General features: G+C 65.4%; 22 protein-coding genes and 1 tRNA gene. 16 read left to right on the forward strand and 7 right to left on the reverse strand.

All coding sequences use genetic code 11. The features are described 5' to 3' along the window. Positions 1 to 37 precede the first annotated feature (37 nt). The 6 genes from ACO2Q5_RS06735 to ACO2Q5_RS06760 all read left to right on the forward strand — a co-directional run bounded on the left by ACO2Q5_RS06735 (position 38) and on the right by ACO2Q5_RS06760 (position 6,264). Positions 38 to 1,564: a sugar ABC transporter ATP-binding protein gene (locus tag ACO2Q5_RS06735; RefSeq protein ID WP_423289203.1), complete on the forward strand. Its 1,527-nt coding sequence runs from the start codon at positions 38 to 40 to the stop codon at positions 1,562 to 1,564. Further along, positions 1,561 to 2,559: an ABC transporter permease gene (locus tag ACO2Q5_RS06740; protein WP_423289205.1), complete on the forward strand. Its 999-nt coding sequence runs from the start codon at positions 1,561 to 1,563 to the stop codon at positions 2,557 to 2,559. The genes ACO2Q5_RS06735 and ACO2Q5_RS06740 overlap by 4 nt, the downstream gene beginning before the upstream one ends. Position 2,560: 1 nt before the next feature. Further along, positions 2,561 to 3,559: an ABC transporter permease gene (locus tag ACO2Q5_RS06745; RefSeq protein WP_423289207.1), complete on the forward strand. Its 999-nt coding sequence runs from the start codon at positions 2,561 to 2,563 to the stop codon at positions 3,557 to 3,559. Continuing rightward, positions 3,543 to 4,514, forward strand: a complete 972-nt coding sequence (locus ACO2Q5_RS06750; RefSeq protein ID WP_423289209.1) for a 3-hydroxyacyl-CoA dehydrogenase — start codon at positions 3,543 to 3,545, stop codon at positions 4,512 to 4,514. Before ACO2Q5_RS06745 ends, ACO2Q5_RS06750 begins: the two co-directional genes overlap by 17 nt. Before the next feature lie 11 nt (positions 4,515 to 4,525). After that, entirely contained in the window at positions 4,526 to 5,449 is a 924-nt protein-coding gene (locus tag ACO2Q5_RS06755; RefSeq protein ID WP_423289211.1) for a 3-keto-5-aminohexanoate cleavage protein, read from the forward strand. Between the two features lie 110 nt (positions 5,450 to 5,559). Then, positions 5,560 to 6,264 carry a GntR family transcriptional regulator gene (locus ACO2Q5_RS06760; RefSeq protein ID WP_423289213.1) on the forward strand — a complete coding sequence of 235 codons (705 nt, stop codon included), beginning with the start codon at positions 5,560 to 5,562 and terminating at the stop codon, positions 6,262 to 6,264. A 731-nt stretch (positions 6,265 to 6,995) separates the two neighbouring features. Here the strand turns inward: ACO2Q5_RS06760 and ACO2Q5_RS06765 are convergent. The 6 genes from ACO2Q5_RS06765 to ACO2Q5_RS06790 form a co-directional block, all read right to left on the reverse strand. Continuing rightward, the gene (locus ACO2Q5_RS06765) at positions 6,996 to 7,448 is read right to left on the reverse strand and encodes a low molecular weight phosphatase family protein (protein ID WP_423289215.1); all 453 of its coding nucleotides are present in this window, start codon (positions 7,446 to 7,448) and stop codon (positions 6,996 to 6,998) included. A gap of 15 nt (positions 7,449 to 7,463) precedes the next feature. Beyond that, positions 7,464 to 7,943, reverse strand: a complete 480-nt coding sequence (locus ACO2Q5_RS06770) for a UPF0262 family protein (protein ID WP_423289217.1) — start codon at positions 7,941 to 7,943, stop codon at positions 7,464 to 7,466. Between the two features lie 129 nt (positions 7,944 to 8,072). Then, positions 8,073 to 9,374: a histidinol dehydrogenase gene (gene hisD / locus ACO2Q5_RS06775; protein WP_423289219.1), complete on the reverse strand. Its 1,302-nt coding sequence runs from the start codon at positions 9,372 to 9,374 to the stop codon at positions 8,073 to 8,075. A 114-nt stretch (positions 9,375 to 9,488) separates the two neighbouring features. Beyond that, positions 9,489 to 9,968 (reverse strand): DUF2948 family protein, encoded by a 480-nt coding sequence (locus ACO2Q5_RS06780; RefSeq protein ID WP_423289221.1) that lies wholly within the window; start codon positions 9,966 to 9,968, stop codon positions 9,489 to 9,491. Continuing rightward, complete coding sequence (gene murA / locus ACO2Q5_RS06785) at positions 9,968 to 11,236, reverse strand: UDP-N-acetylglucosamine 1-carboxyvinyltransferase (protein ID WP_423289223.1); 1,269 nt, start codon at positions 11,234 to 11,236, stop codon at positions 9,968 to 9,970. Before murA ends, ACO2Q5_RS06780 begins: the two co-directional genes overlap by 1 nt. A 7-nt stretch (positions 11,237 to 11,243) precedes the next feature. Next, positions 11,244 to 11,444 carry a hypothetical protein gene (locus tag ACO2Q5_RS06790; protein ID WP_423289225.1) on the reverse strand — a complete coding sequence of 67 codons (201 nt, stop codon included), beginning with the start codon at positions 11,442 to 11,444 and terminating at the stop codon, positions 11,244 to 11,246. Positions 11,445 to 11,547: 103 nt separating this feature from the next. On the opposite strand from ACO2Q5_RS06790, the gene ACO2Q5_RS06795 reads away from it, so the two are divergent. Continuing rightward, positions 11,548 to 11,622: transfer RNA gene (locus ACO2Q5_RS06795), tRNA-Thr, on the forward strand. 933 nt (positions 11,623 to 12,555) lie between these two features. On the opposite strand, the gene ACO2Q5_RS06800 is transcribed toward ACO2Q5_RS06795, so the two are convergent. Beyond that, positions 12,556 to 12,981, reverse strand: coding sequence for a winged helix-turn-helix transcriptional regulator (locus ACO2Q5_RS06800; protein WP_423289227.1), 426 nt, complete (start codon positions 12,979 to 12,981; stop codon positions 12,556 to 12,558). Positions 12,982 to 13,077: 96 nt separating this feature from the next. Here ACO2Q5_RS06800 and ACO2Q5_RS06805 point away from each other — a divergent pair, with 96 nt between their 5' ends. The 9 genes from ACO2Q5_RS06805 to ACO2Q5_RS06845 form a co-directional block, all read left to right on the forward strand. After that, positions 13,078 to 13,920 (forward strand): SDR family oxidoreductase, encoded by an 843-nt coding sequence (locus ACO2Q5_RS06805; protein ID WP_423289229.1) that lies wholly within the window; start codon positions 13,078 to 13,080, stop codon positions 13,918 to 13,920. Between the two features lie 102 nt (positions 13,921 to 14,022). Beyond that, positions 14,023 to 14,433 carry a ketosteroid isomerase-related protein gene (locus ACO2Q5_RS06810; RefSeq protein ID WP_423289231.1) on the forward strand — a complete coding sequence of 137 codons (411 nt, stop codon included), beginning with the start codon at positions 14,023 to 14,025 and terminating at the stop codon, positions 14,431 to 14,433. After that, on the forward strand, positions 14,430 to 15,014 hold the full coding sequence (locus ACO2Q5_RS06815) for a GNAT family N-acetyltransferase (protein WP_423289233.1): 585 nt from the start codon (positions 14,430 to 14,432) through the stop codon (positions 15,012 to 15,014). The genes ACO2Q5_RS06810 and ACO2Q5_RS06815 overlap by 4 nt, the downstream gene beginning before the upstream one ends. Before the next feature lie 246 nt (positions 15,015 to 15,260). Further along, positions 15,261 to 15,479, forward strand: a complete 219-nt coding sequence (gene infA / locus ACO2Q5_RS06820; RefSeq protein WP_202658930.1) for a translation initiation factor IF-1 — start codon at positions 15,261 to 15,263, stop codon at positions 15,477 to 15,479. 1 nt (position 15,480) lies between these two features. Next, entirely contained in the window at positions 15,481 to 16,056 is a 576-nt protein-coding gene (locus ACO2Q5_RS06825) for a Maf family protein (protein WP_423289236.1), read from the forward strand. Further along, positions 16,053 to 17,096, forward strand: a complete 1,044-nt coding sequence (locus ACO2Q5_RS06830; RefSeq protein ID WP_423289238.1) for a ribonuclease E/G — start codon at positions 16,053 to 16,055, stop codon at positions 17,094 to 17,096. The genes ACO2Q5_RS06825 and ACO2Q5_RS06830 overlap by 4 nt, the downstream gene beginning before the upstream one ends. Continuing rightward, positions 17,093 to 17,275, forward strand: a complete 183-nt coding sequence (locus ACO2Q5_RS06835) for a DNA gyrase inhibitor YacG (RefSeq protein ID WP_423289240.1) — start codon at positions 17,093 to 17,095, stop codon at positions 17,273 to 17,275. The genes ACO2Q5_RS06830 and ACO2Q5_RS06835 overlap by 4 nt, the downstream gene beginning before the upstream one ends. 450 nt (positions 17,276 to 17,725) lie before the next feature. Next, positions 17,726 to 18,103, forward strand: coding sequence for a hypothetical protein (locus tag ACO2Q5_RS06840; protein WP_423289242.1), 378 nt, complete (start codon positions 17,726 to 17,728; stop codon positions 18,101 to 18,103). Positions 18,104 to 19,092: 989 nt separating this feature from the next. Continuing rightward, positions 19,093 to 19,523 (forward strand): Panacea domain-containing protein (locus ACO2Q5_RS06845; RefSeq protein ID WP_423289244.1); only part of this gene is annotated, 431 nt, incomplete at its 3' end.

A 19,523-nucleotide genomic window follows, 5' to 3' on the forward strand; every position in this document is an offset into this window, starting at 1 on the left:
CCATCTGCTGCCCCCCTTCCACGAATGGGAGGGTGACATGACCGATTCCGTCCTGCAGATGCGGGGCATCCAGAAACGCTTTGGCCCGGTGAAGGCGCTGGACGGGGTGGATTTCACCCTGCACCACGGCGAGATCCACGCCCTGCTGGGCACCAATGGCGCGGGCAAGTCCACGCTGGTGAAGATCATCTCCGGCCTTTACCAGAAGGATGACGGCACGATCCGCATCGGCGGCGAAGAGGTGGAGATCGCCTCTCCCGCCGGGGCGATGGCGGCGGGTGTCGCCGCGGTCCAGCAGCACCCCGAACTGATCGACGATCTGACCGGGGTCGAGAACATCTTCTTCGGCACGGAATCCCTGAGCGAGGGCGGCGGGCGCCTGTTCCGGCGCATCCGCACCGATGCGATGCGCGCGCGCGCACAGGACCTGCTGCGCCGCTTTCCCATCGACATCGACCTTGATCGCCCGGTTTCCGAGATGGGCGCCGTGGACCGCGAAATCGTGGCGGTCCTGCAGGCGCTGACCGGCGACCATATCCGCATCCTCATTCTGGACGAGCCGACCTCCACCCTGACCGAGCGCGAGAAGGCCAGCCTTTATCAGCTGATGCGGGCGCTGAAGGATGCGGGCATCGCCATCATCTACATCACCCACCGTCTGGAAGAGGTGTTCGAGATCGCCGACCGGCTGACCGTCTTCCGTGGCGGGCGCAATGTGGTGACCCTGACCGCGACCGAGGCGGCGGGCAGCACCACCTCGCTGGTGGAGCATCTGCTGGGCGAGGCGCCGGGCGATCTTTACCCGCCGCTGGCCGCCACCCCGGCTGGGGCAGAGGTGCTGCGGACCGAAGACCTGTCCGCCGGGGCTGCCTTCCGCAACATCAGCCTGACCGCGCGCAAGGGCGAGATCCTCGGGATCTACGGTCTTGTCGGTTCCGGTCTGGACGAATTGTCCAAGGCGCTGTTCGGCGCCCATCCGGTGACCGGCGGCCGCCTGATCCTGAACGGACAGCACCGGCATTTTGCCTCTCCGGTCGATGCGCTGCGGGCGGGGGTATTCCTTGTCCCCGGCGACCGGCGCACGGAAGGGCTGGCCATGGGCGAGGATGTGGTCTTCAACACCTGCCTTGCCAATCTCGGCCGCGCCTCGCGCCCGGGCGGCCTGATGCGCTTTGCCCGGCCGTGGCGGACGGCGGCGGAACTGGCCCGCAGGCTGGCGCTGCAACCGCCGATCCTGACCAAGCGCGCCCGCGAATTCAGCGGCGGCAACCAGCAGAAGATCGTGATCGCCAAGGGCCTTTATGCCCAGGCCGACCTTTACATCTTCGCCGAGCCGACCGTCGGCGTCGATGTCGGCGCCAAGGCCAAGCTTTATGCCGTCATGCGCGAACTGGCGCGCGAGGCGGCGGTGATCGTGATGTCCTCGGACGGGGATGAGGTGCATGGCCTCGCCGACCGGGTGATCGGCCTTTACCGCGGCGCGGCGGTGTTCGAGGCGGCAAACGGGCCGGGCACGCGCGACCGGCTTCTGGCATCCGGCATGATGGGAAGGGCCGCAGCATGACCCCGGTTTCACTTCGCACTCCGGCAGTGGCGCGGACCGCCGCCTTTGCCGCCCTTCTGGCGCTGGTGGCGCTGATCTTTCACCTGACGGCGCCGAATTTCCTGTCGCTGACCAATATCACCGCGATCTTCCGGCACATGTCCGCCTCGGGGGTGGCGGCACTTGGCCTGACCTTCGTTATCGTGGTCAACCGCTTCGACCTGTCCTTTCCCGGCATCGCCTCTTTCGGGGCTATGACCATGGGCATGATGATCGTCCTGGGCTATCCGCTGTGGCTGGCCATCTTTCTGGGCGTGGCGGCGGGCACGGTGCTGGGGCTGGTCAACGGCATCGCCGTGGGCTGGTTCGACCTGCCGGACATCGTGACCACCATCGCCGTGGGCTCGGTCGCGGTGGGGCTGTCGTTCCTTTACAGCGGCGGGATGACGCTGTCGGACAATTTCATGATGTCCGGCATCCTTGACCTGAACGACCGCAAGATCATGGGCATCTCCGGCCCGGTCTTCGTGATGGTGCTGCTTTATGTGGCTGCGGGGATCGTGCTGCATGCCACCCGCTACGGCCGCGGTCTTTATGCGACGGGCGAGAATGCGGTGGCTGCGCATTTCTCGGGCATCCGGGTGCGCTGGCTGATCGCCTTTGCCTTCGTGATGTGCGGCGCGCTGGCCTGCTGGGCGGCGGTGATGTTGTCGGCGCAATCGGGCCGGTCCGATGTGACCGCGGGCGGCGGGTTCCTGATGCCTGCCTATGCCGCGGTCTTTCTGGGGGCGGCGCTGTTCGGGCGGCCCTCGGCGCCTGCGACATTCGCCGGGGCGCTCCTGATCTCGACCATCCTGAACGGCTGCACCCTCTTGGCCATCCCCTATTACTACAGCGACGCAATCATCAGTGCGATCCTGATTGCCGCGATCTCTGTCTTCGATCCGCGGATCGGCGCGGCGCTGCGGCGGCTGTTCGCGGCCCGCGGCGCGAAATCCCGGCTGAAGGAATCCTGACATGAGCGACACCACATTCCACGCGCGTCCCGTGCGGCGCGGAACGGATCTGCGGGGCTTTGTGCTGCGCTACGGCGTGCTCGTCCTGCTGGCGGTCACCCTTCTGGTTGTGGCCGTGGCGATGCCGAACTTCCTTGACCCGTCGAATGTCGAGCTGATGCTGCGCGGCATTGCCATTTCGGCGCTGATGTTCCTTGGGCTGACCTGGGTCGTCGCGGCGGGCAAGATCGACGTCAGTTTCATGGATTGCGCGGCGCTGACCACGATGGTCTGTGCCACAGTGGTGGCGGGCGGCCATGGCTGGCTGGCGGGCAGCGCGGCGGGGCTCGCCACCGGCGCGGTCCTTGGCACGGTGAACGGATTGCTGGTCGGCTATACCGGGCTGCCGCCGCTGATCACCACCATTGCCACCGGCAGCATCGCCCGGTCCATCGGCTGGATCCTTGGTGCGGGCGCCTCGGTCCCGCTGAGCGGTGCGGGCGGGTTCGTGCATGATTTCCTTGGCCTTCGGCTGGGCGTAGTGCCGGTCGTGATGCTGGCCACGCTGGCGGTCTATGTGCTGGCCTGGATCGTGCAGGAGCGGCTGACCTTCGGGCGCTATCTTTATGCGCTGGAGCGCAACGAACGCGCCGTGGTCGAGGCGGGACTGCCTGCGAAGGGCCTGCTGTTGCGGCTGTTCATCTTCTCCGGCCTCTGCGCCAGCCTTGCGGGCATCCTGTTGACCGCGAACCTGAATTCCGGCCAGCCCGCGCTTGGGGCATCCTACTTTCTGGACGGGCTGACGGCGGTGCTGCTGGGCGCCATCGTCGTCAAGGTGGGCAAGGCCAATGTCATCGGCACCATGACCGCCGTGATCTTTCTGGCCGTGCTGGTCAGCGTCGGTGCCATGCTGGGCTGGCAGAACTACATCCGCGAGATCATCAAGGGCATGGCCCTGCTGGTCGGCATCATTGCGATCTTTGCACTGAAGAGGAGGGACCGCCATGGCCGGACCCATTGACCCGATCACGCCCGGGGACGGGCAGGTCGCCATCGTCGGCACCGGCTTCATCGGCCAGTCCTGGGCCATCGTCTTCGCCCGTGCGGGGTTCGATGTGGCGCTTTACGATGCCGATCCCGCGCAGACGGCCAAGGCGCATGGCTATATCGGGCGCATGCTGCCGGAACTGCACCGGGCGGGGCTCTTGAATGGGGCAGGGCCCGAGGCGGTGGCCGGACGCATCCGCACCGCGGAAACCCTGGCCACGGCACTGGAGGGGGCGGCCTATGTGCAGGAAAACGCGCCCGAGCGGCTGGACATCAAGCGGCAGATCTTCGCCGCGCTGGATGCCGCGGCGGACCCGCGCACCATTCTGGCCAGCTCGACCTCGGCCTTGCTGCCGTCCAGCTTTACCGACGATCTGGCCGGGGCGGCACGCTGCGTGGTGGCCCATCCGATCAACCCGCCGCATCTGGTGCCCGCGGTCGAGGTGGTGCCCGGCCGTCTGACCGCGCCGGATACCGTCAGCCGCACCGCCGCCCTGATGGAGGCCGTCGGCCAGTCCACCGTGGTGATGCGGCGGGAGATCGATGGCTTTATCGTCAACCGCCTGCAGGGCGCCCTGCTGCACGAGGCGTTTCGGCTGTTCGCGCAAGGCTATGCCGATACCGAATCCATCGACATCTGCGTGCGCGACGGTCTTGGCCTGCGCTGGTCCTTCATGGGCCCGTTCGAGACGATCGACCTGAACGCGCCCGAAGGGATCACCGACTACATCCGCCGCTACGGTCCCTTTTATCAGGGGCTCTGGCCAGGGGATGACACTCTCCCTGACTGGGAGGCGTCAGGCCCCCGGGCGGAATGCGAAAGGCGCAAGCAGCTGGCGCGGCAGGACATGGCCGCCCGGCAGGGCTGGCGGGACGGCAAGCTGATCGAACTGGCAGCGGCCCGGCGCCGCCCGCCGCAGGACCCATAAGGCAGGACCAAATGTCGAAAGTCATCATCACCTGCGCCGTGACGGGCGCGATCCACACCCCGTCGATGTCGCCCTATCTGCCGGTCACCCCGGAGGAGATCACCGATGCCGCCATTGCCGCGGCCGAGGCGGGGGCCGCCATCGTCCATCTGCATGCCCGCGATCCCCAAACCGGAAAGCCGGACCAGCGCCCGGAGGCCTTTGCCCCGTTTCTGCCGCGGATCAAGCAGGCGACCGATGCGGTGATCAACCTGACCAGCGGCGGCAGCCCCTTCATGAAGATTGAAGAGCGCATCCGCCCGGTCACCGAATTCCGCCCCGAGGTCGCCTCGATCAACATGGGGTCGATGAACTTTGCCTTCTTCCCCATGCTGGAGCGGTTCAAGACCTTCCGCCACGACTGGGAGCGCGAACATCTGGAAGGCAGCCGCGATCTGGTGTTCCGCAACAGTTTCAAGGACATCGAATATGGCCTGCGCGAGATGGGCGCCGGCGGCACGCGGTTCGAGTTCGAATGCTATGACATCAGCCATCTCTACAACCTTGCCCATTTCGCCGACCGCGGGCTGGCGAAGCCGCCGTTCCTTGTGCAAAGCGTGTTCGGCCTTCTGGGCGGTATCGGGGCGCATCCCGAGGACGTGATGCATATGCGCCGCACCGCGGACCGGCTGTTCGGCAAGGACTACCAGTGGTCGGTGCTGGGGGCAGGGCGCAACCAGATTCCGGTCGCCACCATGGCTGCTACCATGGGCGCCCATGTCCGCGTCGGGCTGGAGGACAGCCTGTGGATCGGGCCGGGGCGGCTGGCGGAAAGCAATGCCGATCAGGTCCGCAAGATCCGCGCCATCGTCGAGGAACTGGGCCACAGCATCGCTACACCTGCCGAGGCGCGGGCCCTTCTGGACCTCAAGGGCGGCGACGGCGTTCATTTCTGAACCCCGTCCATCTTGGCTGTTCTGGCAATCATCAGGGAAGCGAGTTATTCATGGACGACAAGGCATCACATCGCATGAGGATTGCCTCTCCGTTTGGGACCGCGAACTCCATGACAGCACGCTTCTCCGGTCAGAAGGCGAAAGGCGAAACCGCCGGTCTGCCCACCGTCGATTCCCGCAGCGTGCATGAAAGGGTTTACGACGAAATCCGCATCGGCCTGTCGCAGGGGCTGTTCGCCCAGGGGCAGACGCTGACGACGCGCGGCCTTGCCGCCACCTTCGGCACCAGCGAAATGCCCGTGCGCGAGGCGATCCGCCGGCTGGTGGCCGAAAAATACATCGTCCAGCTGGGCAACCGCAGCTTTCAGGTGCCGCTTCTGGACCGGGAGGCGTTTCAGGACGTGATCTCGGTCCGGTTGTTGCTGGAGGGCCATGCCGCAGCCAGTGCCGCGCGCAAGGCCGGGCCAGAAGACATTGCCCGGCTGCGCGAGGTCAATGCCGAAATGCGTCGCGCACTGGACAACCGCGATGCCCAGCAGACCCTGCGGCTGAACGAAGAATTCCACTTCATGGTCTATGGGATCACCGGCTCGGAAACGCTGCTGGACACGATCGAGACGTTGTGGAGCCGCTCCGGCCCCTATCTCGCCTCGGTCGTGGCCATCGACGGAGAGCTGAGCGTGTTCCACAAGGCCGAACAGATGCATGATGCGATCATCGCCGCCATCGAATCCGGCAATTCGGCACAAGCCGAAACCGCGCTTGTCGCCGACATCAGCTTTGCCGTCGAATGGTATGAGGAAAAGCGGTCCTGATCCGGACCTTTCCGGCGCATCTGGCCCTTCACTGGTCCGGGGACGAAGCCCCGTTCTGAAGGACAGGACGCCTCTTGCATTGCAGATGCGGACAGTCCGGTTGGCTCGGTAAGTTGACCGGAGCGGCAGATCGGAGCCTGTCGGTGAGACCTGCGTGGTGGGAGGTCTGGATTGACGTCCCGCCGCCGTATCAGCTTCCCGGCGGGAGCGATGCGCCGATGGCTCTATACGTTGTGAGGTCACAGCCCCGTTGCGGCCTGTCTGGCCCTGTCACCCCTGGCCCCTCCCCAACGCGGGGCGCGCTGAACGGGCCATGTCATGTGCGGCGCCAGCTTCGGCAGATCCGCCCGTGCTCAGATCCGCGGGGGTGTTTCAACCGCCGGTTCTGGTCTTCGGGCGCCTCTTGCAGGGGCTGCTGTCGGCAGAGGTCAGGAGCAGGCCGCTCTCCGGTGGGCGCAGCGTGATCTGCGGTTCGGTGAAAGCCGCCCCTGATCAACGGAGGCGACGGGACATCCCCACCTGCGCGGCTCATGGGTGAAGGAGAGCGGCGATGTCACTGATCCTTGGCGCTGGCGCTCCCCCCGGACCAAATGTCGGGAACTGAACCTGGCCATTCGCGATGTGCTCCCGTCCCCATCAAACCCAGCAAGGTCCCGGGTTCGCAGCTGTCCTGTTGCACTAGCAGGGCAGGGGTGCCCGGAGGACCCTTGACAGCCGGCAATAGCCCGCTGTCACCCTTCTGCCGGGCCGAAACGGTCCAGAATCCGGGACCTGATCTGGTCCCGCGCCTGCCGGTAGGCCGAAAGCTTGGCCTCGCGGGATTCGCCAAGGCCTGTCGGGTCAAGGATGGGCCAGTATTCCACCTCAAGATGGTGATAGCGCGTCAGTTCAAGGGCCTGCCGCTGGCTGGCAGGCGACAGGGCCACGATCAGGTCGAACTGTCCCAGATCATCGCCCCATTCCTGCATCTCCTCAAAGCTGCGCGATCGATGGCGGTCGATCTCTACCCCGATCTCGTGGCAGACGGCGATGGAAAAGCCGTCCACTTCCATGTCGTTTCTGACGCCAGCGGATTGCACATAGGCGCGCTGGCCGTAAAACTTCTTCATCATGCCCTCGGCCATCGGGGACCGCACGGCATTGTGGTCGCAGCAGAACAGAACAGACTGCGGGAATGCGGCCAAGATCTCCCCCTTGCCTTAGCCCCAGTGCAGAACACAGATCAGCGTGAACAGCCGCCGGGCGGTATCGCGGTCCACCTCGGCCTTGCCCTCCAGCCGCTCCTGCAGGACGGCGGCGCCTTCGTTGTGGATGCCGCGGCGGGCCATGTCGATGGCCTCGATCTGGCTGGGCGGCAACCGCTTCACCGCATCGAAATAGCTTTCGCAGATCTGGAAGTAATCCTTCACCACCTGCCGGAACGGGCCAAGGCTCAGGTGGAATTCGCCCACCGGGCTTTCATCCTCGCAGGCGATGGTGAAGACCAGCCGCCCCTCGCGGATGGCCAGCCGCAGCCGGTAGGGTCCCGGCGGCACCACCCGTCCGTCGCGCAGCGGGATGGCGAAGGCGTTCTCTTCCAGAAGATCGAAGATCGCGACCTTGCGCTCCTGCTCGATATCCGGCGTCGGACGGGCAAGCCCCGCCTCGTCGATCTCGATATGGCAGATGCGGTTGGTCATGGGCGGCGTCCACAGGAAAACTCAGACCCTAGATGCCCGACGGCCCCGGCCCGCGCAATCCTTCATCTGTTCAAAAATATCCTCCGGGGGTGCGGGGGTGGAAAACCCCCGCGATCCCGCCGCAGATGCCTAGCCGTTCAGCCGGTCCAGCCTTGCCCGGACGCTGAGCCCGTGGGCCTGAAGGCTTTCGCTGATGGCCAGACGTTCGGCGGCGGGGCCGATGGCGCGGAGCGCCTCGGGCGTCATCTTCGCCAAGGTGGTGCGTTTCAGGAAATCCATCACCGACAGGCCCGAGGAGAAGCGGGCCGACCGCGCCGTGGGCAGGACGTGGTTCGGCCCGCCGACATAATCGCCGATCGCCTCTGGCGTCCATTGGCCCAGGAAGATGGCGCCCGCATGGGTGATCTCTTTCGCCAGCGCCTCCGGGTCTGCGGTGCACAGTTCAAGATGCTCCGGCGCCACGCGGTTGGACAGAGCGGCGGCTTCGGACAGATCGCGGGTCACGATTACCGCGCCATAATCGCGCCAGCTGGCCCCGGCGATGGCGCGCCGCTCCAGCACCTCAAGGTGCTTTTCGATGCAGGCCACCACCGCGCGGCCAAAGGCGCCATCGGGCGTTACCAGCAGGGCCTGCGCGCTTTCGTCATGCTCGGCCTGAGACAGCATGTCCAGTGCCACCCAGTCCGGGTCGGCGGTGCCATCGGCGATGACCAGAATCTCGGACGGGCCGGCGATCATGTCGATGCCCACGCGGCCGAAAACCCGGCGTTTCGCGGCGGCCACATAGGCGTTGCCGGGCCCGGTGATCTTGTCCACCGCGCCGATGGTTTCGGTGCCATAGGCCAGTGCCGCCACCGCCTGCGCGCCACCGATCCGCCAGATCCTGTCCACCCCCGCCAGTCGCGCGGCCAGCACGACCAGCGGGTTCACCACCCCGCTCGGCGTCGGGCAGGCGATCACCAGCCGCTCGACCCCCGCCACCTTCGCCGGGATCGCATTCATCAGCACGGACGACGGATAGGACGCCAGCCCTCCCGGCACATAAAGCCCCGCGGCCGAAACCGGCGACCAGCGCCAGCCCAAGGTGGCGCCGTCCGGGTCGGTCCAGTTGGCATCCTGCGGCATCTGGCGCACGTGATAGGCGCGGATCCGCTGCGCCGCCAGCGACAGCGCCGCGGCATCCTCCGGCGCGACCTTGGCGCATTCCGCCTCGATCTCTTCGGGCGTGAAGGCCAGCGTCTCCGGCGTCAGCTCCAGCCGGTCGAACCGCGCGGTATAGTCGATCACCGCCCGGTCGCCGCGTGCCCGCACATCGGCGATGATCGCGGCCACCACCTCGTCCACCTCGGGCGAATCCTCGCGCTTCATGCCCAGAAGCGCGGTGAAGGCGGCTTCGAAATCCGGGTCGGTGGTGTTCAGGAAATGCGGCATGGGCGGGCTCCTCGGCTCAGGCCTCCCTTAGCCCGCGCGGGGCAGGGCGGCAAGGTTCCCGGCCCGCAAAGAATGCCGGTCGGACCGGGGCGCAGTGCGCCTGCTTTTCCGGTCTCAATCCGTTCCGTGCGAGGGCATCTTCCGCGAGGGCGCGAGATAGGGCTTCGTCACATCCTCCAGCCGCAGGTCCAGCGCCTCAACCTGCAGCGCGACGGCACCGTCGCCCGCCAGAACCAGCGTCAGCCGCCCGGACCCGTCTTCGCCCGGCAGCCAGTCCAGCGACAGGACCGACAGGACGGCCTCCTTTTCCCGCAGGTCGATGCCCATGGTGCGCGCGGACAGCACGCCGTCAACGGTCAGCAGGCTGCGCACCCGTTCAAACGGGCGGCCCGCGCGTTCGGCGGCCTCCCGGTCTTCCCAGCGGAAGCGGTTCAGAAGCGCGGCAAAGCGGCGGCGCGGCCGGTCCAGCTTCATCTCGGCCAGCGGCAGGACCGCATCCTGCACCAGCGCCGAAAGCACCGTCACATCCGCCGCTTCCTGCGCCAGCAGATGCAGCGGGCCTTCATCCCCGTCTTCGAACCGCGCGTCTGCCATCAGTGCCCCGCCACCCGTTCGATCTGCGCGCCGCAGGCCCGCAGCTTTTCCTCCACCCGCTCATAGCCGCGGTCAAGATGGTAGACCCGGCTGACCAAAGTCTCGCCCTCGGCCGCTAGCCCTGCCAGAATCAGCGAGACCGAGGCCCGCAGGTCGGTGGCCATCACCGGCGCGCCCCGCAGCTTTTCCACCCCATGCACGGTGGCATGGCCGCCTTGAACCTCGATCTTTGCCCCCATCCGCATCAGTTCCGGCGCATGCATGAAGCGGTTCTCGAAGATCTTTTCTTCCAGCACGCTGGTGCCTTCGGCCGTGCACAGAAGCGCCATCATCTGCGCCTGCAGGTCGGTGGGGAAGCCGGGGAAGGGTTCGGTCACCACATCCACTGCCCGCACCCGGCCGTTCTTGCGCGCGACCTTCAGGCCGTTCGCGGTTTCCGTGACGGAAATCCCCGCCGCATCCAGCTTTTCACAGAAGGCGGACAACAGGTCGATCCGCCCGCCCAGACATTCCACCTCGCCCCCGCAGATCGCCGGGGCCAGCATATAGGTGCCCAGTTCGATCCGGTCCGTCACGACGGGATGGGTGGCGCCGCGCAGCCGGTCCACGCCCTGAATGGTGATGGTGGGCGTGCCCTCGCCCTCGATCTCCGCCCCCATGCGGCGCAGGCAGGCTACCAGATCGACGATCTCCGGCTCGCGCGCGGCATTTTTCAGGACCGAGGTGCCCTTGGCCAGCGTCGCCGCCATGACGAAATTCTCGGTCGCGCCGACGGAGGCGAAGCGCATCTCATGCACGGCGCCCTTGAGGCCGCCCTTCGCCGTGGCATGCAGATAGCCGTCGCGCAGGTCGATTTCCGCGCCCAGAGCGGCCAGGGCGTCGATGTGAATGTCCATGGGCCGCGCGCCGATGGCACAGCCACCGGGCAGCGACACCACCGCATGGCCCAGCCGCGCCAAGAGGGGGCCCAGCACCAGATTCGACGCCCGCATCTTCCGCACGATCTCATAATCCGCGACCGGGTTGATGTCGGAATGGCTGGACATGGTGATGACCTTGCCCGCCTGCAGCGCACTGACCTCGACCCCAAGGCTTTGCAGAAGCTGCGTCATGGTGCGGATGTCCGACAGCCGCGGCGCATTGGTCAGCGTCAGCGGCTCTTCGCTCAGAAGCGTGGCCGGCATCAGCGTCAGGCAGGCATTCTTCGCCCCCGCAATGGGAATCACCCCGTTCAGCGGACCGTTGCCCTTGACCAGAATCGAATCCATTGCTGCCTCATGCCTCGTCTTGTTTGTGATTTTCTTCGCTGTCGTCTGTGGCCGGACCGGCCGCGCGCGCCTTCGCCTGTGCCTTGCGCCGGGCCATATTGGCCTTCAGCGCGGCCTTCAGCCGGTCCGCGCGCGGGTCGGCAGAGCCTTTTTCCCTTGGCGGTTTGCCACGGGCCAGGGCCTTCGGAAGGGGGGCATCGTCCTGCATGCCCTTCCCCTACCGCACCGGACAGATGCGGTCCAGAGAGCGGTGCGAAAAGGGGGTTGCAGAGGCAAAGCTTTGCGTCTATCTCCCCGCCTCACCGAAGGCGGCTGCAGTAGCTCAGTGGTAGAGCACTCCCTTGGTAAGGGAGAGGTCGAGAGTTCAATCCTCTCTTGCAGCACCATTTTTCCTCCTGTTAAAAACGATAAATTCAAAAAACTAGGACGGAAACTCCCTTTTCCCCAAGGAACGAAGCAAGACTATTCCCCAAGTTTCCCCATGCTATCTGGGGGAAATGTTCGCCTCATGCTCACCCTTTGTGAACACGTCGGCGACAACGTGGACGCCACACCAACGGAGGGCGAGCGCACTGCTGCATTCGACACAGGGTGTCATGCTGTGAACAACGCCCCATATCCCATCCACGACTAAGCAGACTTCAAGGCGTGGCGCCTGCTTCACCCCAACGCCCGGCAGTTGCTCAAAGAGGTCATCTTCCGCTGGCGAAGGTCCACATTCTCGGTGCGCGGCAAAGCGGGTAAGTGGGCTGCGTGGCCTCGGAAACAATGGGCCGAATGGTCTGGCCTGTCCTTCGAACAAACCAAGGACGCTTTGGCTTTTCTAAGGCGTGACGCAATGATTTGGTCAGAAAGGCACAGGGTGCCAAAGGCAGGTGTTCAAGCCTTCATTATGCCAACCGAGCAGGCTTCGAAGTATCTCGGCAGACCACAGAATATGCAGAGAATTGCCAATGACTTAGGCCCAATGCATGCCCCGACGCAGTTGCCGACACCTGTACCAGTCGAGGCACCAACTCAAGCACCGATACCGGCACCAAGCGATCATACTTTCTTTCCTTCCCTTTCCCCTCCTCTTCCTCTGCCAGCGATCCACAGCCCAAGTCAGCAACAGGCGTGGAAAAGAAAGGAAAGGCCGGGGAAGACGGTAAAGACGAAACCTCGAAGGGTCCGAAGACGATGATCATATTCAAATCCTCCCTGAAACCTTCCCCCCAAAGCCCCCTAGCTTGATTTGTCCGCGCTTTCCCTGATCTGGTCGGGCCTCTTGGGTTCATGTGCAGATCCGCCTGCGGCCGAAGCGGCGCGGACCGGGCGCATCAGAGCGCCGGCTCGCGGCCTGGGATCATCGTTCCCGGGTTCCGGCGCCCCGCACCGTCCAGGATCCGGTCCAGGCTGTCCTCGATCCAGGTGACCAGCGGGATCAGCCGGGCAGCGGCTTCGTGGCCCAGGGGCGTCAGGGAATAATCGACATGCGGGGGCACCACCGCATGGGCCACCCGCAGGACGAAGCCGCAGGCTTCCAGCTCTTTCAGGGTCTGGCTCAGCATCCGTTCGCTGACCCCGCCCACGGCACGGCGCAGCTCGGCAAAGCGGTGGGGCTGCGCGGCCAGCGCCACCATGACCAGCGTGCCCCAGCGGCTGGTCAGGTGTTGCAGCACCGGGCGGGACGGGCAATCCGCCGCCAGAACATTGCCGCGCTGAAAGCGGCTGAGAAGGGTCTGTGCATCGCTGGACAAGGTCATGTGCGCCCCTGTGTCATACTTACAAAAAAGTGCGTACTTCTGTTTCGTAAGTATTCCGGTATTGCTGTTCCCGTCAACATCTGAACGGAGACCATCATGTCCATCGCCGTCACCGGAGCCACCGGCCAGCTGGGCCGCCTTGCCATCGCCGCGCTGAAGGCGCGCGGCGCCGCCCCCGTCGCCCTTGTCCGCAGCCCGGAGAAGGCCGCCGATCTGGGGGTGGAGACCCGGGCCTTCGACTACAACGCCCCCGATGCAGCGGCCCTTGCCGGGGTGGATGTTCTGGTCCTGATCTCGTCCAACGATTTCACCGACCGGGCGGGCCAGCACGGCAATGTCATTGCCGCGGCCAAGGCTGCGGGGGTGAAACGCATCCTCTACACCTCGATCCTGAAGGCCACCTCGTCGCCGATGAAGTTCCTGCCGTCGGATCATGCCAAGACCGAGGCGCTGCTGGCGGCTTCGGGTCTGGAGGTCACGCTTCTGCGCAACGGCTGGTACACCGAGAACCTGACCGGTGCGCTCGGCGCGGCGATCCAGCATGGCGCGATCATCGGTTCGGCCGGCGAGGGGCGCTATGCCGCCGCCGCGCGCAAGGATTATGCCGAGGCGATTGCGGTCACCGCGCTGGACGCGGCCCATGCCGGCAAAACCTATGAGCTGGCGGGCGATGCCCCCTTCACCGGGGCCGAACTTGCCGCGGAAGTGGCGCGCCAGTCGGGCAAACCGGTGGCCTATGTGAACCTGCCCGAGGCGGAATATGCCAAGGCGCTGGAAGGTTTCGGCCTGCCCGCGGGCTTTGCCGCGGTGCTGGCGGAATCGGATTTCGCGGCGTCGAAAGGGGCGCTGGACGATGACAGCCACACGCTGTCGCGGCTGATCGGCCGTCCGACCACGCCGATGGCGGAAACCGTGGCGGCGGCGCTGGCGGCGCTGTGATCCCGGCCGGGGCGTGTCGGTTTTCCCGCCGCGCCCCGCCGCTTTCGGGCTTTCCCTGCGCCGACGGCGGGGTATCTTCTGCCGCAACAACAGGAGACCCGGATGTCCGCGACCGAAACCCGCCAGCTGATCGAAACCTATTACGCCGCGTTCAACGCCTTGAATCCCGAAGGGATGACCGCGCTGGTGACCGATGATGTCGAGCATCGGGTGAATGAGGGTGGCATCCGCCGTGGCCGCGAGAAATTCGCAGAATTCGGTGCGCATATGGGTGTCAGCTACCGCGAGGAATTGAAGGATATCGTGATCTTCGTGAATGACGATGGCAGCCGCGCGGCGGCGGAATTCGTGGTGCACGGGGAATATCTGAAGACCGACCCCGGCCTGCCGGAAGCGAAGGGTCAGAAATACATCCTGCCCGCGGGATCGTTCTTCGAGGTGAAGGGCGGCAGGATCGCCCGCATCACCACCTTCTACAACCTGAATGACTGGGTCGCGCAGGTCTCGGCATGACCGAGGTCCGTGCCCTGACCGGAGAGGCGCTTGGTGCCGCGCTGGAGGATGTGGCGCGGCTGCGCATCGCCGTCTTCCGCGACTGGCCCTATCTTTACGACGGCTCGCTCGATTATGAGCGGGCCTATCTTCAGGTCTACCGCGACAGCCCCGGTGCCCTTGTGGTGGGCGCCTTCGACGGGGCGCGGCTGGTGGGCGCGGCAACCGCCTCGCCCATGGAGGATCACGCGGAGGAGTTCGCCGAACCGTTGCGCCGCATCGGGCTACCGGTCGAACAGATCTATTACGCCGCGGAATCGGTGCTGCTGCCCGAATACCGGGGCAGGGGGATCGGCCACCGCTTCTTCGACCTGCGCGAGGCGCGGGCGCGCGATCTGGGGGATACCCATCTCGCATTCTGCTCGGTCCTGCGGCCCGCGGATCACCCGCTGCGCCCGGCCGATCCGCGCAGCAATGATGCCTTCTGGGCGAAGCGCGGCTATGCCCCGGTTCCCGGTGCGGTGGCCGAATTCAGCTGGCGGGATCTGGGCGAGCACGCCGAGACGAAAAAGCCGCTGCACTTCTGGATGCGCGCCCTCTGACCCGCCCTTCGTCTCCCGCAGAGCGGGCGGACGCCTCCGGCGGGGATATTTGGACCAGTATGAAAGACCTTTGCCCATTCATACTGGGCTAAATATCCCGGGGGAGTCCTTCGTCAGAAGGACGGGGGCAGCGCCCCCGCACGGGTGGGGCCGCAGAATTCCCTTGAAAATCCGCGATTCGAAGCGCATATGCCGCGGACCAGCGCCTGCGGTCCCCGCGGGCCATAACCCCTATGCGGAGTGAGCATGGCCAAGGAAGAAACTCTCGAATTCCCCGGTGTCGTGAAGGAACTCCTGCCCAATGCGACATTCAAGGTCGAACTCGAAAATGGCCATGAACTGATCGCGACGATGGCAGGCAAGATGCGCAAGAACCGGATCCGTGTTCTGGCGGGTGACAAGGTGCAGGTCGAAATGACCCCCTATGACCTGTCGAAGGGCCGTATCAACTATCGCTTCAAGTAAATTGAGATTCATCCTCGGCTCTGCCTCGCCGCGCCGGAAAGAGATTCTGGCGCAGTTGGGGGTTCTCCCCGACGCGATCCTGCCCCCCGACATCGACGAAGATCCGAAGAAAGCCGAATTGCCGCGGCCCTATGCGGCGCGGCTGGCCCGGGAAAAGGCCATGGCCGTCGCGGCCGGGCCGGCGGATCTGGTTCTTTGTGCCGATACCACGGTGGCCCTTGGCCGCCGCATTCTGGGCAAACCCGCGGATGCGGCCGAGGCTGCGCGTTTCCTGACCCTGCTGGGCGGGCGTCGGCACGAGGTGATCACCGCCGTAGCCGTCCGCCGCGGTGACAGGATCTGGGCGCGCGAAAGCGTCTCGGCCGTGAAGATGAAGCGGCTGTCCGATGATGAACTGAATGCCTATCTCGCCAGCGGTGAATGGCAGGGCAAGGCTGGCGCCTATGGCATTCAGGGTCTGGCCGGGGCCTTTATCCCGTGGATGCAGGGCAGTTTCACCGGCATCATGGGGCTGCCCATTGCGGAAACCGCCACGCTGCTGACTGCGGCGGGCTGGCCGGTCTGGAGGGCCGCATGAAGGGACGTGTCGTTCTTCTGGACCACCACGATGGCCGCGAAGCCGCGGCGCTGATGGTGGACGGACGGCTGGAGGATCTGGCGCTTGACCCGCGCGAAGAGGGGCTGCAGCCCGGCGCCATCTGCCGCGGCGTGGCCGACCGGCCGATGAAGGGGCAGGGCGGCATGTTCCTGCGCCTGCCCGGCGGCGAAAAGGGCTTTCTGCGGCAGACTGGTGGCATCGCGCCGGGCCAGCGGCTGCTGGTGCAGGTTTCCGGCCCCGCGCCGGAACCGGGCAAGGCCCTGCCGGTGACCACCCGCCTCTTGTTCAAGTCCCGCTTTGCCATCCTGACGCCCGAGGCACCGGGCCTGAACATCTCGCGCCGGATCCGTGACGAGGAAGCCCGCGCCGCGCTGGAGGCCCTTGCGGCTGCCGGAATGAAGGGGGCGGCCGGGGACCTCGGACTGATCCTGCGGTCGGCCTGTGCCGATGCGGAGGAGGCTGAGGTCGCAGAGGATCTCGCCCGGACCCGCGCACTGGCCGAAGCCGTGCTGGCGGATCTGACCGGAGAGCCGGAGCTTCTGGTCGATGCGCCCTCGGCTCATGACCTGGCCTGGCGCGACTGGCTGGACCCCGCCCCGGACGAGGTGCTGGATGCGGACGGCAGCTTTGCCGATCTGGGCGCGGATGAGGCGCTGGACGCGCTCTTGTCGCCCGCAGTTCCGCTGGACGGCGGCGGCTCCATGTGGATCGAAGCCACGCGCGCGCTGGTTGCTGTGGATGTGAATACGGGCAATGACACCTCGCCCGCCGCCGCGCTGAAGGCCAATGTCGCGGCGGCGCGCGATCTTCCGCGCCAGCTGCGGCTGCGCGGGCTGGGGGGCCAGATCGTGGTGGATTTTGCCCCCATGCCAAAGCGCGACCGCCATATCCTGGATCAGGTGATGAAGGCCGCTTTCAAGGCCGAGGGGGAGGCCAATCTGGCCGGCTGGACCACGCTTGGCCTTTACGAGCTGACCCGCCGCCGCGACCGGCCGGCGCTGGCCTCGGTCTGGCCATGAGCTGCCCGATCTGCGGCAAAGCCACGGAAGCGGCCTGGCGCCCGTTCTGTTCGCGCCGCTGCGCGGATCTGGACCTCGCACGCTGGCTGGGGGGCGGTTACGTGATACCCGGCCAATCGGGCGAGGAGGATCTCCCGGATGACCCCGCGCCGGAGCGCCCGGACGCCAACCAAGACTAGGAACGGGCTGTATCGGCCCCGGTGGCACGGTATCCTGCCGAGGGGTCTTTGACCGTGTCTCCGGCCGTTTCCGACGGGTGGCACAATGCCTGAACGGCATGCCCGCCGCCAAAAACCGGCGCGGAATCAGGACTGACAGGATGACGCCGGCCGTGTCTGGCCGACATCCTGGTTCGCATCCGCGATCACAAGATCAACCGGACCGACGCGCTGCTGCCGAGGAACTGGAAGCCATTGGCAGCCGTGCGGGCGGCCGCCCGTGAGGACTGCCGCCACGCATCCCTGCTCCCTCGACTCCACAGCCAGGATCCTCGGCGAAGATCGCGATCTGCCCGAAGCCATCATTGTGACCGACGACTGAGGTGCCCCTGGTTTCCTAGACGCCCGCCTCGTTCAGTTTCTGCTGCCGGGTTTCGAAATCAGCGGGCGTCGGACAAGGCATTCCTGCGGATGCTGGAAGACGGCGAATTCATCTGGCGCGACGGGGGGCATAACATGCGGATCGTGCTGGGTGACGGTGAGAACCGCATCCCGGCCCGTGCGCTGGATGACTGGATTCGCAGCCTCGCCGGTCGGTATGACAGCGATATGCGCCCGGCGGCGGCTGTCTGGAAGCGCCTCTTCGGTGCGGAACTCGACCGGCCCAAGGGCGCGCGGGTGACGGGCGAGCGGCAGACCCTTGATGAGGGCGCGCAGGATGCCGAATATGCGTGGCAGGCGTTCGGGTTCAACACGCCGATGTATCACCTGCCGGGGCTGTCGATCATCCGGGACATGATCCGCGACCGGACGGGACGCGAGATGGAGCCTGCCGAGGTGCAGAATTGAACAGGGGCCGCGTCAGCGGCCCTTTTCTGTTGTAGCCTGTTGCAACATGGATTTTTCTAAGTTGTTGTAATACAAAGATTGTTGTGAGTGTTGTTGTGTTGCAGCCTTCCGGCGGGTGGCAGGTTTTTCCGCGTGTGTGTCACCGTGGCCGAGGGTGGGTGACACACAGCCATTTGGTTGTGGTTGTTTTTATTACAACAACAACATCTACAACAAAGGAGAAGGCGGGGCTGGACACACCGCCCTCATGGTGCGGAACCGCGTCAGCGGTTCTTGTTCGCCTGCGACAGGACCGATCCGGCCAGCGACCTGGTGCCCGCGCTGTACTTCGAGCTGGACAGCACCTGCGAGGCGCGATCTTCCATCCTCGCGCCCGTTTGCTTGGCTGTCCCGGCCTGCGCCAGCGCCGACCCCGCTAGGCTGCGGGCAGTTGCCGAAGCGTTCGGGTTGCCGAGTATCGAACCTGCCTTAGATGCCACACCGCCCGAAGTGCCTTTGCCATTCTTAGACATGGGTGACTCCAATAGATGACTGACACCACATCTAGCATATGTTCTGCTTTCGTCCAAATAGATTCCGCAAGACATAGTGCTAGACAAGCCCCCATCATGGCCACACACTGCGCTACATGATCAAACGTAGAAACTGCCCCACCTGTCACGGGACTGGCGTCCTGACCTTACCGCCCACGCCTTGCAGCTATTGCGGTGGCAAGGCGCGAGAGCGGGACTCCGAGGAATGCCCGGCCTGCGGCTTCTCCGGCAGTCAGTCGGAGCGGATCACCTGCCCAAGCTGTCGGAACAAGGGCTGATCACTCCGGCGGCTACGGTCACATTCTTGCAATTGATTGCAGCACCTTGCCGTCCGCAACGCCGCCCGCCCGTGGTTTCTTGTTCACATTTTATCCACACCTTCCTATATACTGGCTAAGGGAAACCTACCCTGCACCACAACGGCTGCCTACTTTTCCCGCTACCGAGACCCTACAGATGACCTACGATGCCCGCCAAGTTGCGAACTGGTTCGTAACCAGCGCTCAGCGGGAAGGTCGGACTTTGTCCATCATGTCGCTTCTCAAGCTGACCTACATCGCGCACGGCTGGCACCTAGAGACCCAGAATGAGCCGCTGTTCGGGAACCGCATTGAAGCGTGGCAGTACGGCCCGGTTATCCCTGACGTTTACAACGACTTTCGCCGCCAAGGCGTTGCTGTAACTGGTACGGTGAACACGGTCCCGAAGTGCGCTTTTGATCCCGTGGATGAGTCGCTTCTCGATCAGGTTTGGAACATCTGTATGCGCCGTCTCTGCCCCATTGATTTTGCGCGTGTTCTATCGCGGCCGCAGCCTTCAGAAGGAGGGTTGAAGCTGGAGGAGCGCGCGGATGCCGGATGGTGGAGACGGATTTGTCGGTCGCTGCG

This window comes from Neotabrizicola sp. VNH66 (assembly GCF_049445895.1).
Taxonomy (GTDB): Bacteria; Pseudomonadota; Alphaproteobacteria; order Rhodobacterales; family Rhodobacteraceae; genus Pseudogemmobacter.

Excerpts from the sequence above, each read along its gene's own strand:
- ACO2Q5_RS06735 (WP_423289203.1), top strand. The coding sequence starts at position 38 with ATGACCGATTCCGTCCTGCAGATGCGGGGCATCCAGAAACGCTTTGGC.
- ACO2Q5_RS06740 (WP_423289205.1), top strand. The coding sequence starts at position 1,561 with ATGACCCCGGTTTCACTTCGCACTCCGGCAGTGGCGCGGACCGCCGCC.
- ACO2Q5_RS06745 (WP_423289207.1), top strand. The coding sequence starts at position 2,561 with ATGAGCGACACCACATTCCACGCGCGTCCCGTGCGGCGCGGAACGGAT.
- ACO2Q5_RS06750 (WP_423289209.1), top strand. The coding sequence starts at position 3,543 with ATGGCCGGACCCATTGACCCGATCACGCCCGGGGACGGGCAGGTCGCC.
- ACO2Q5_RS06755 (WP_423289211.1), top strand. The coding sequence starts at position 4,526 with ATGTCGAAAGTCATCATCACCTGCGCCGTGACGGGCGCGATCCACACC.
- ACO2Q5_RS06760 (WP_423289213.1), top strand. The coding sequence starts at position 5,560 with ATGACAGCACGCTTCTCCGGTCAGAAGGCGAAAGGCGAAACCGCCGGT.
- ACO2Q5_RS06770 (WP_423289217.1), bottom strand. The coding sequence starts at position 7,943 with ATGACCAACCGCATCTGCCATATCGAGATCGACGAGGCGGGGCTTGCC.
- hisD (WP_423289219.1), bottom strand. The coding sequence starts at position 9,374 with ATGCCGCATTTCCTGAACACCACCGACCCGGATTTCGAAGCCGCCTTC.
- ACO2Q5_RS06780 (WP_423289221.1), bottom strand. The coding sequence starts at position 9,968 with ATGGCAGACGCGCGGTTCGAAGACGGGGATGAAGGCCCGCTGCATCTG.
- murA (WP_423289223.1), bottom strand. The coding sequence starts at position 11,236 with ATGGATTCGATTCTGGTCAAGGGCAACGGTCCGCTGAACGGGGTGATT.
- ACO2Q5_RS06790 (WP_423289225.1), bottom strand. The coding sequence starts at position 11,444 with ATGCAGGACGATGCCCCCCTTCCGAAGGCCCTGGCCCGTGGCAAACCG.
- ACO2Q5_RS06800 (WP_423289227.1), bottom strand. The coding sequence starts at position 12,981 with ATGACCTTGTCCAGCGATGCACAGACCCTTCTCAGCCGCTTTCAGCGC.
- ACO2Q5_RS06805 (WP_423289229.1), top strand. The coding sequence starts at position 13,078 with ATGTCCATCGCCGTCACCGGAGCCACCGGCCAGCTGGGCCGCCTTGCC.
- ACO2Q5_RS06810 (WP_423289231.1), top strand. The coding sequence starts at position 14,023 with ATGTCCGCGACCGAAACCCGCCAGCTGATCGAAACCTATTACGCCGCG.
- ACO2Q5_RS06815 (WP_423289233.1), top strand. The coding sequence starts at position 14,430 with ATGACCGAGGTCCGTGCCCTGACCGGAGAGGCGCTTGGTGCCGCGCTG.
- infA (WP_202658930.1), top strand. The coding sequence starts at position 15,261 with ATGGCCAAGGAAGAAACTCTCGAATTCCCCGGTGTCGTGAAGGAACTC.
- ACO2Q5_RS06830 (WP_423289238.1), top strand. The coding sequence starts at position 16,053 with ATGAAGGGACGTGTCGTTCTTCTGGACCACCACGATGGCCGCGAAGCC.
- ACO2Q5_RS06835 (WP_423289240.1), top strand. The coding sequence starts at position 17,093 with ATGAGCTGCCCGATCTGCGGCAAAGCCACGGAAGCGGCCTGGCGCCCG.
- ACO2Q5_RS06840 (WP_423289242.1), top strand. The coding sequence starts at position 17,726 with ATGCTGGAAGACGGCGAATTCATCTGGCGCGACGGGGGGCATAACATG.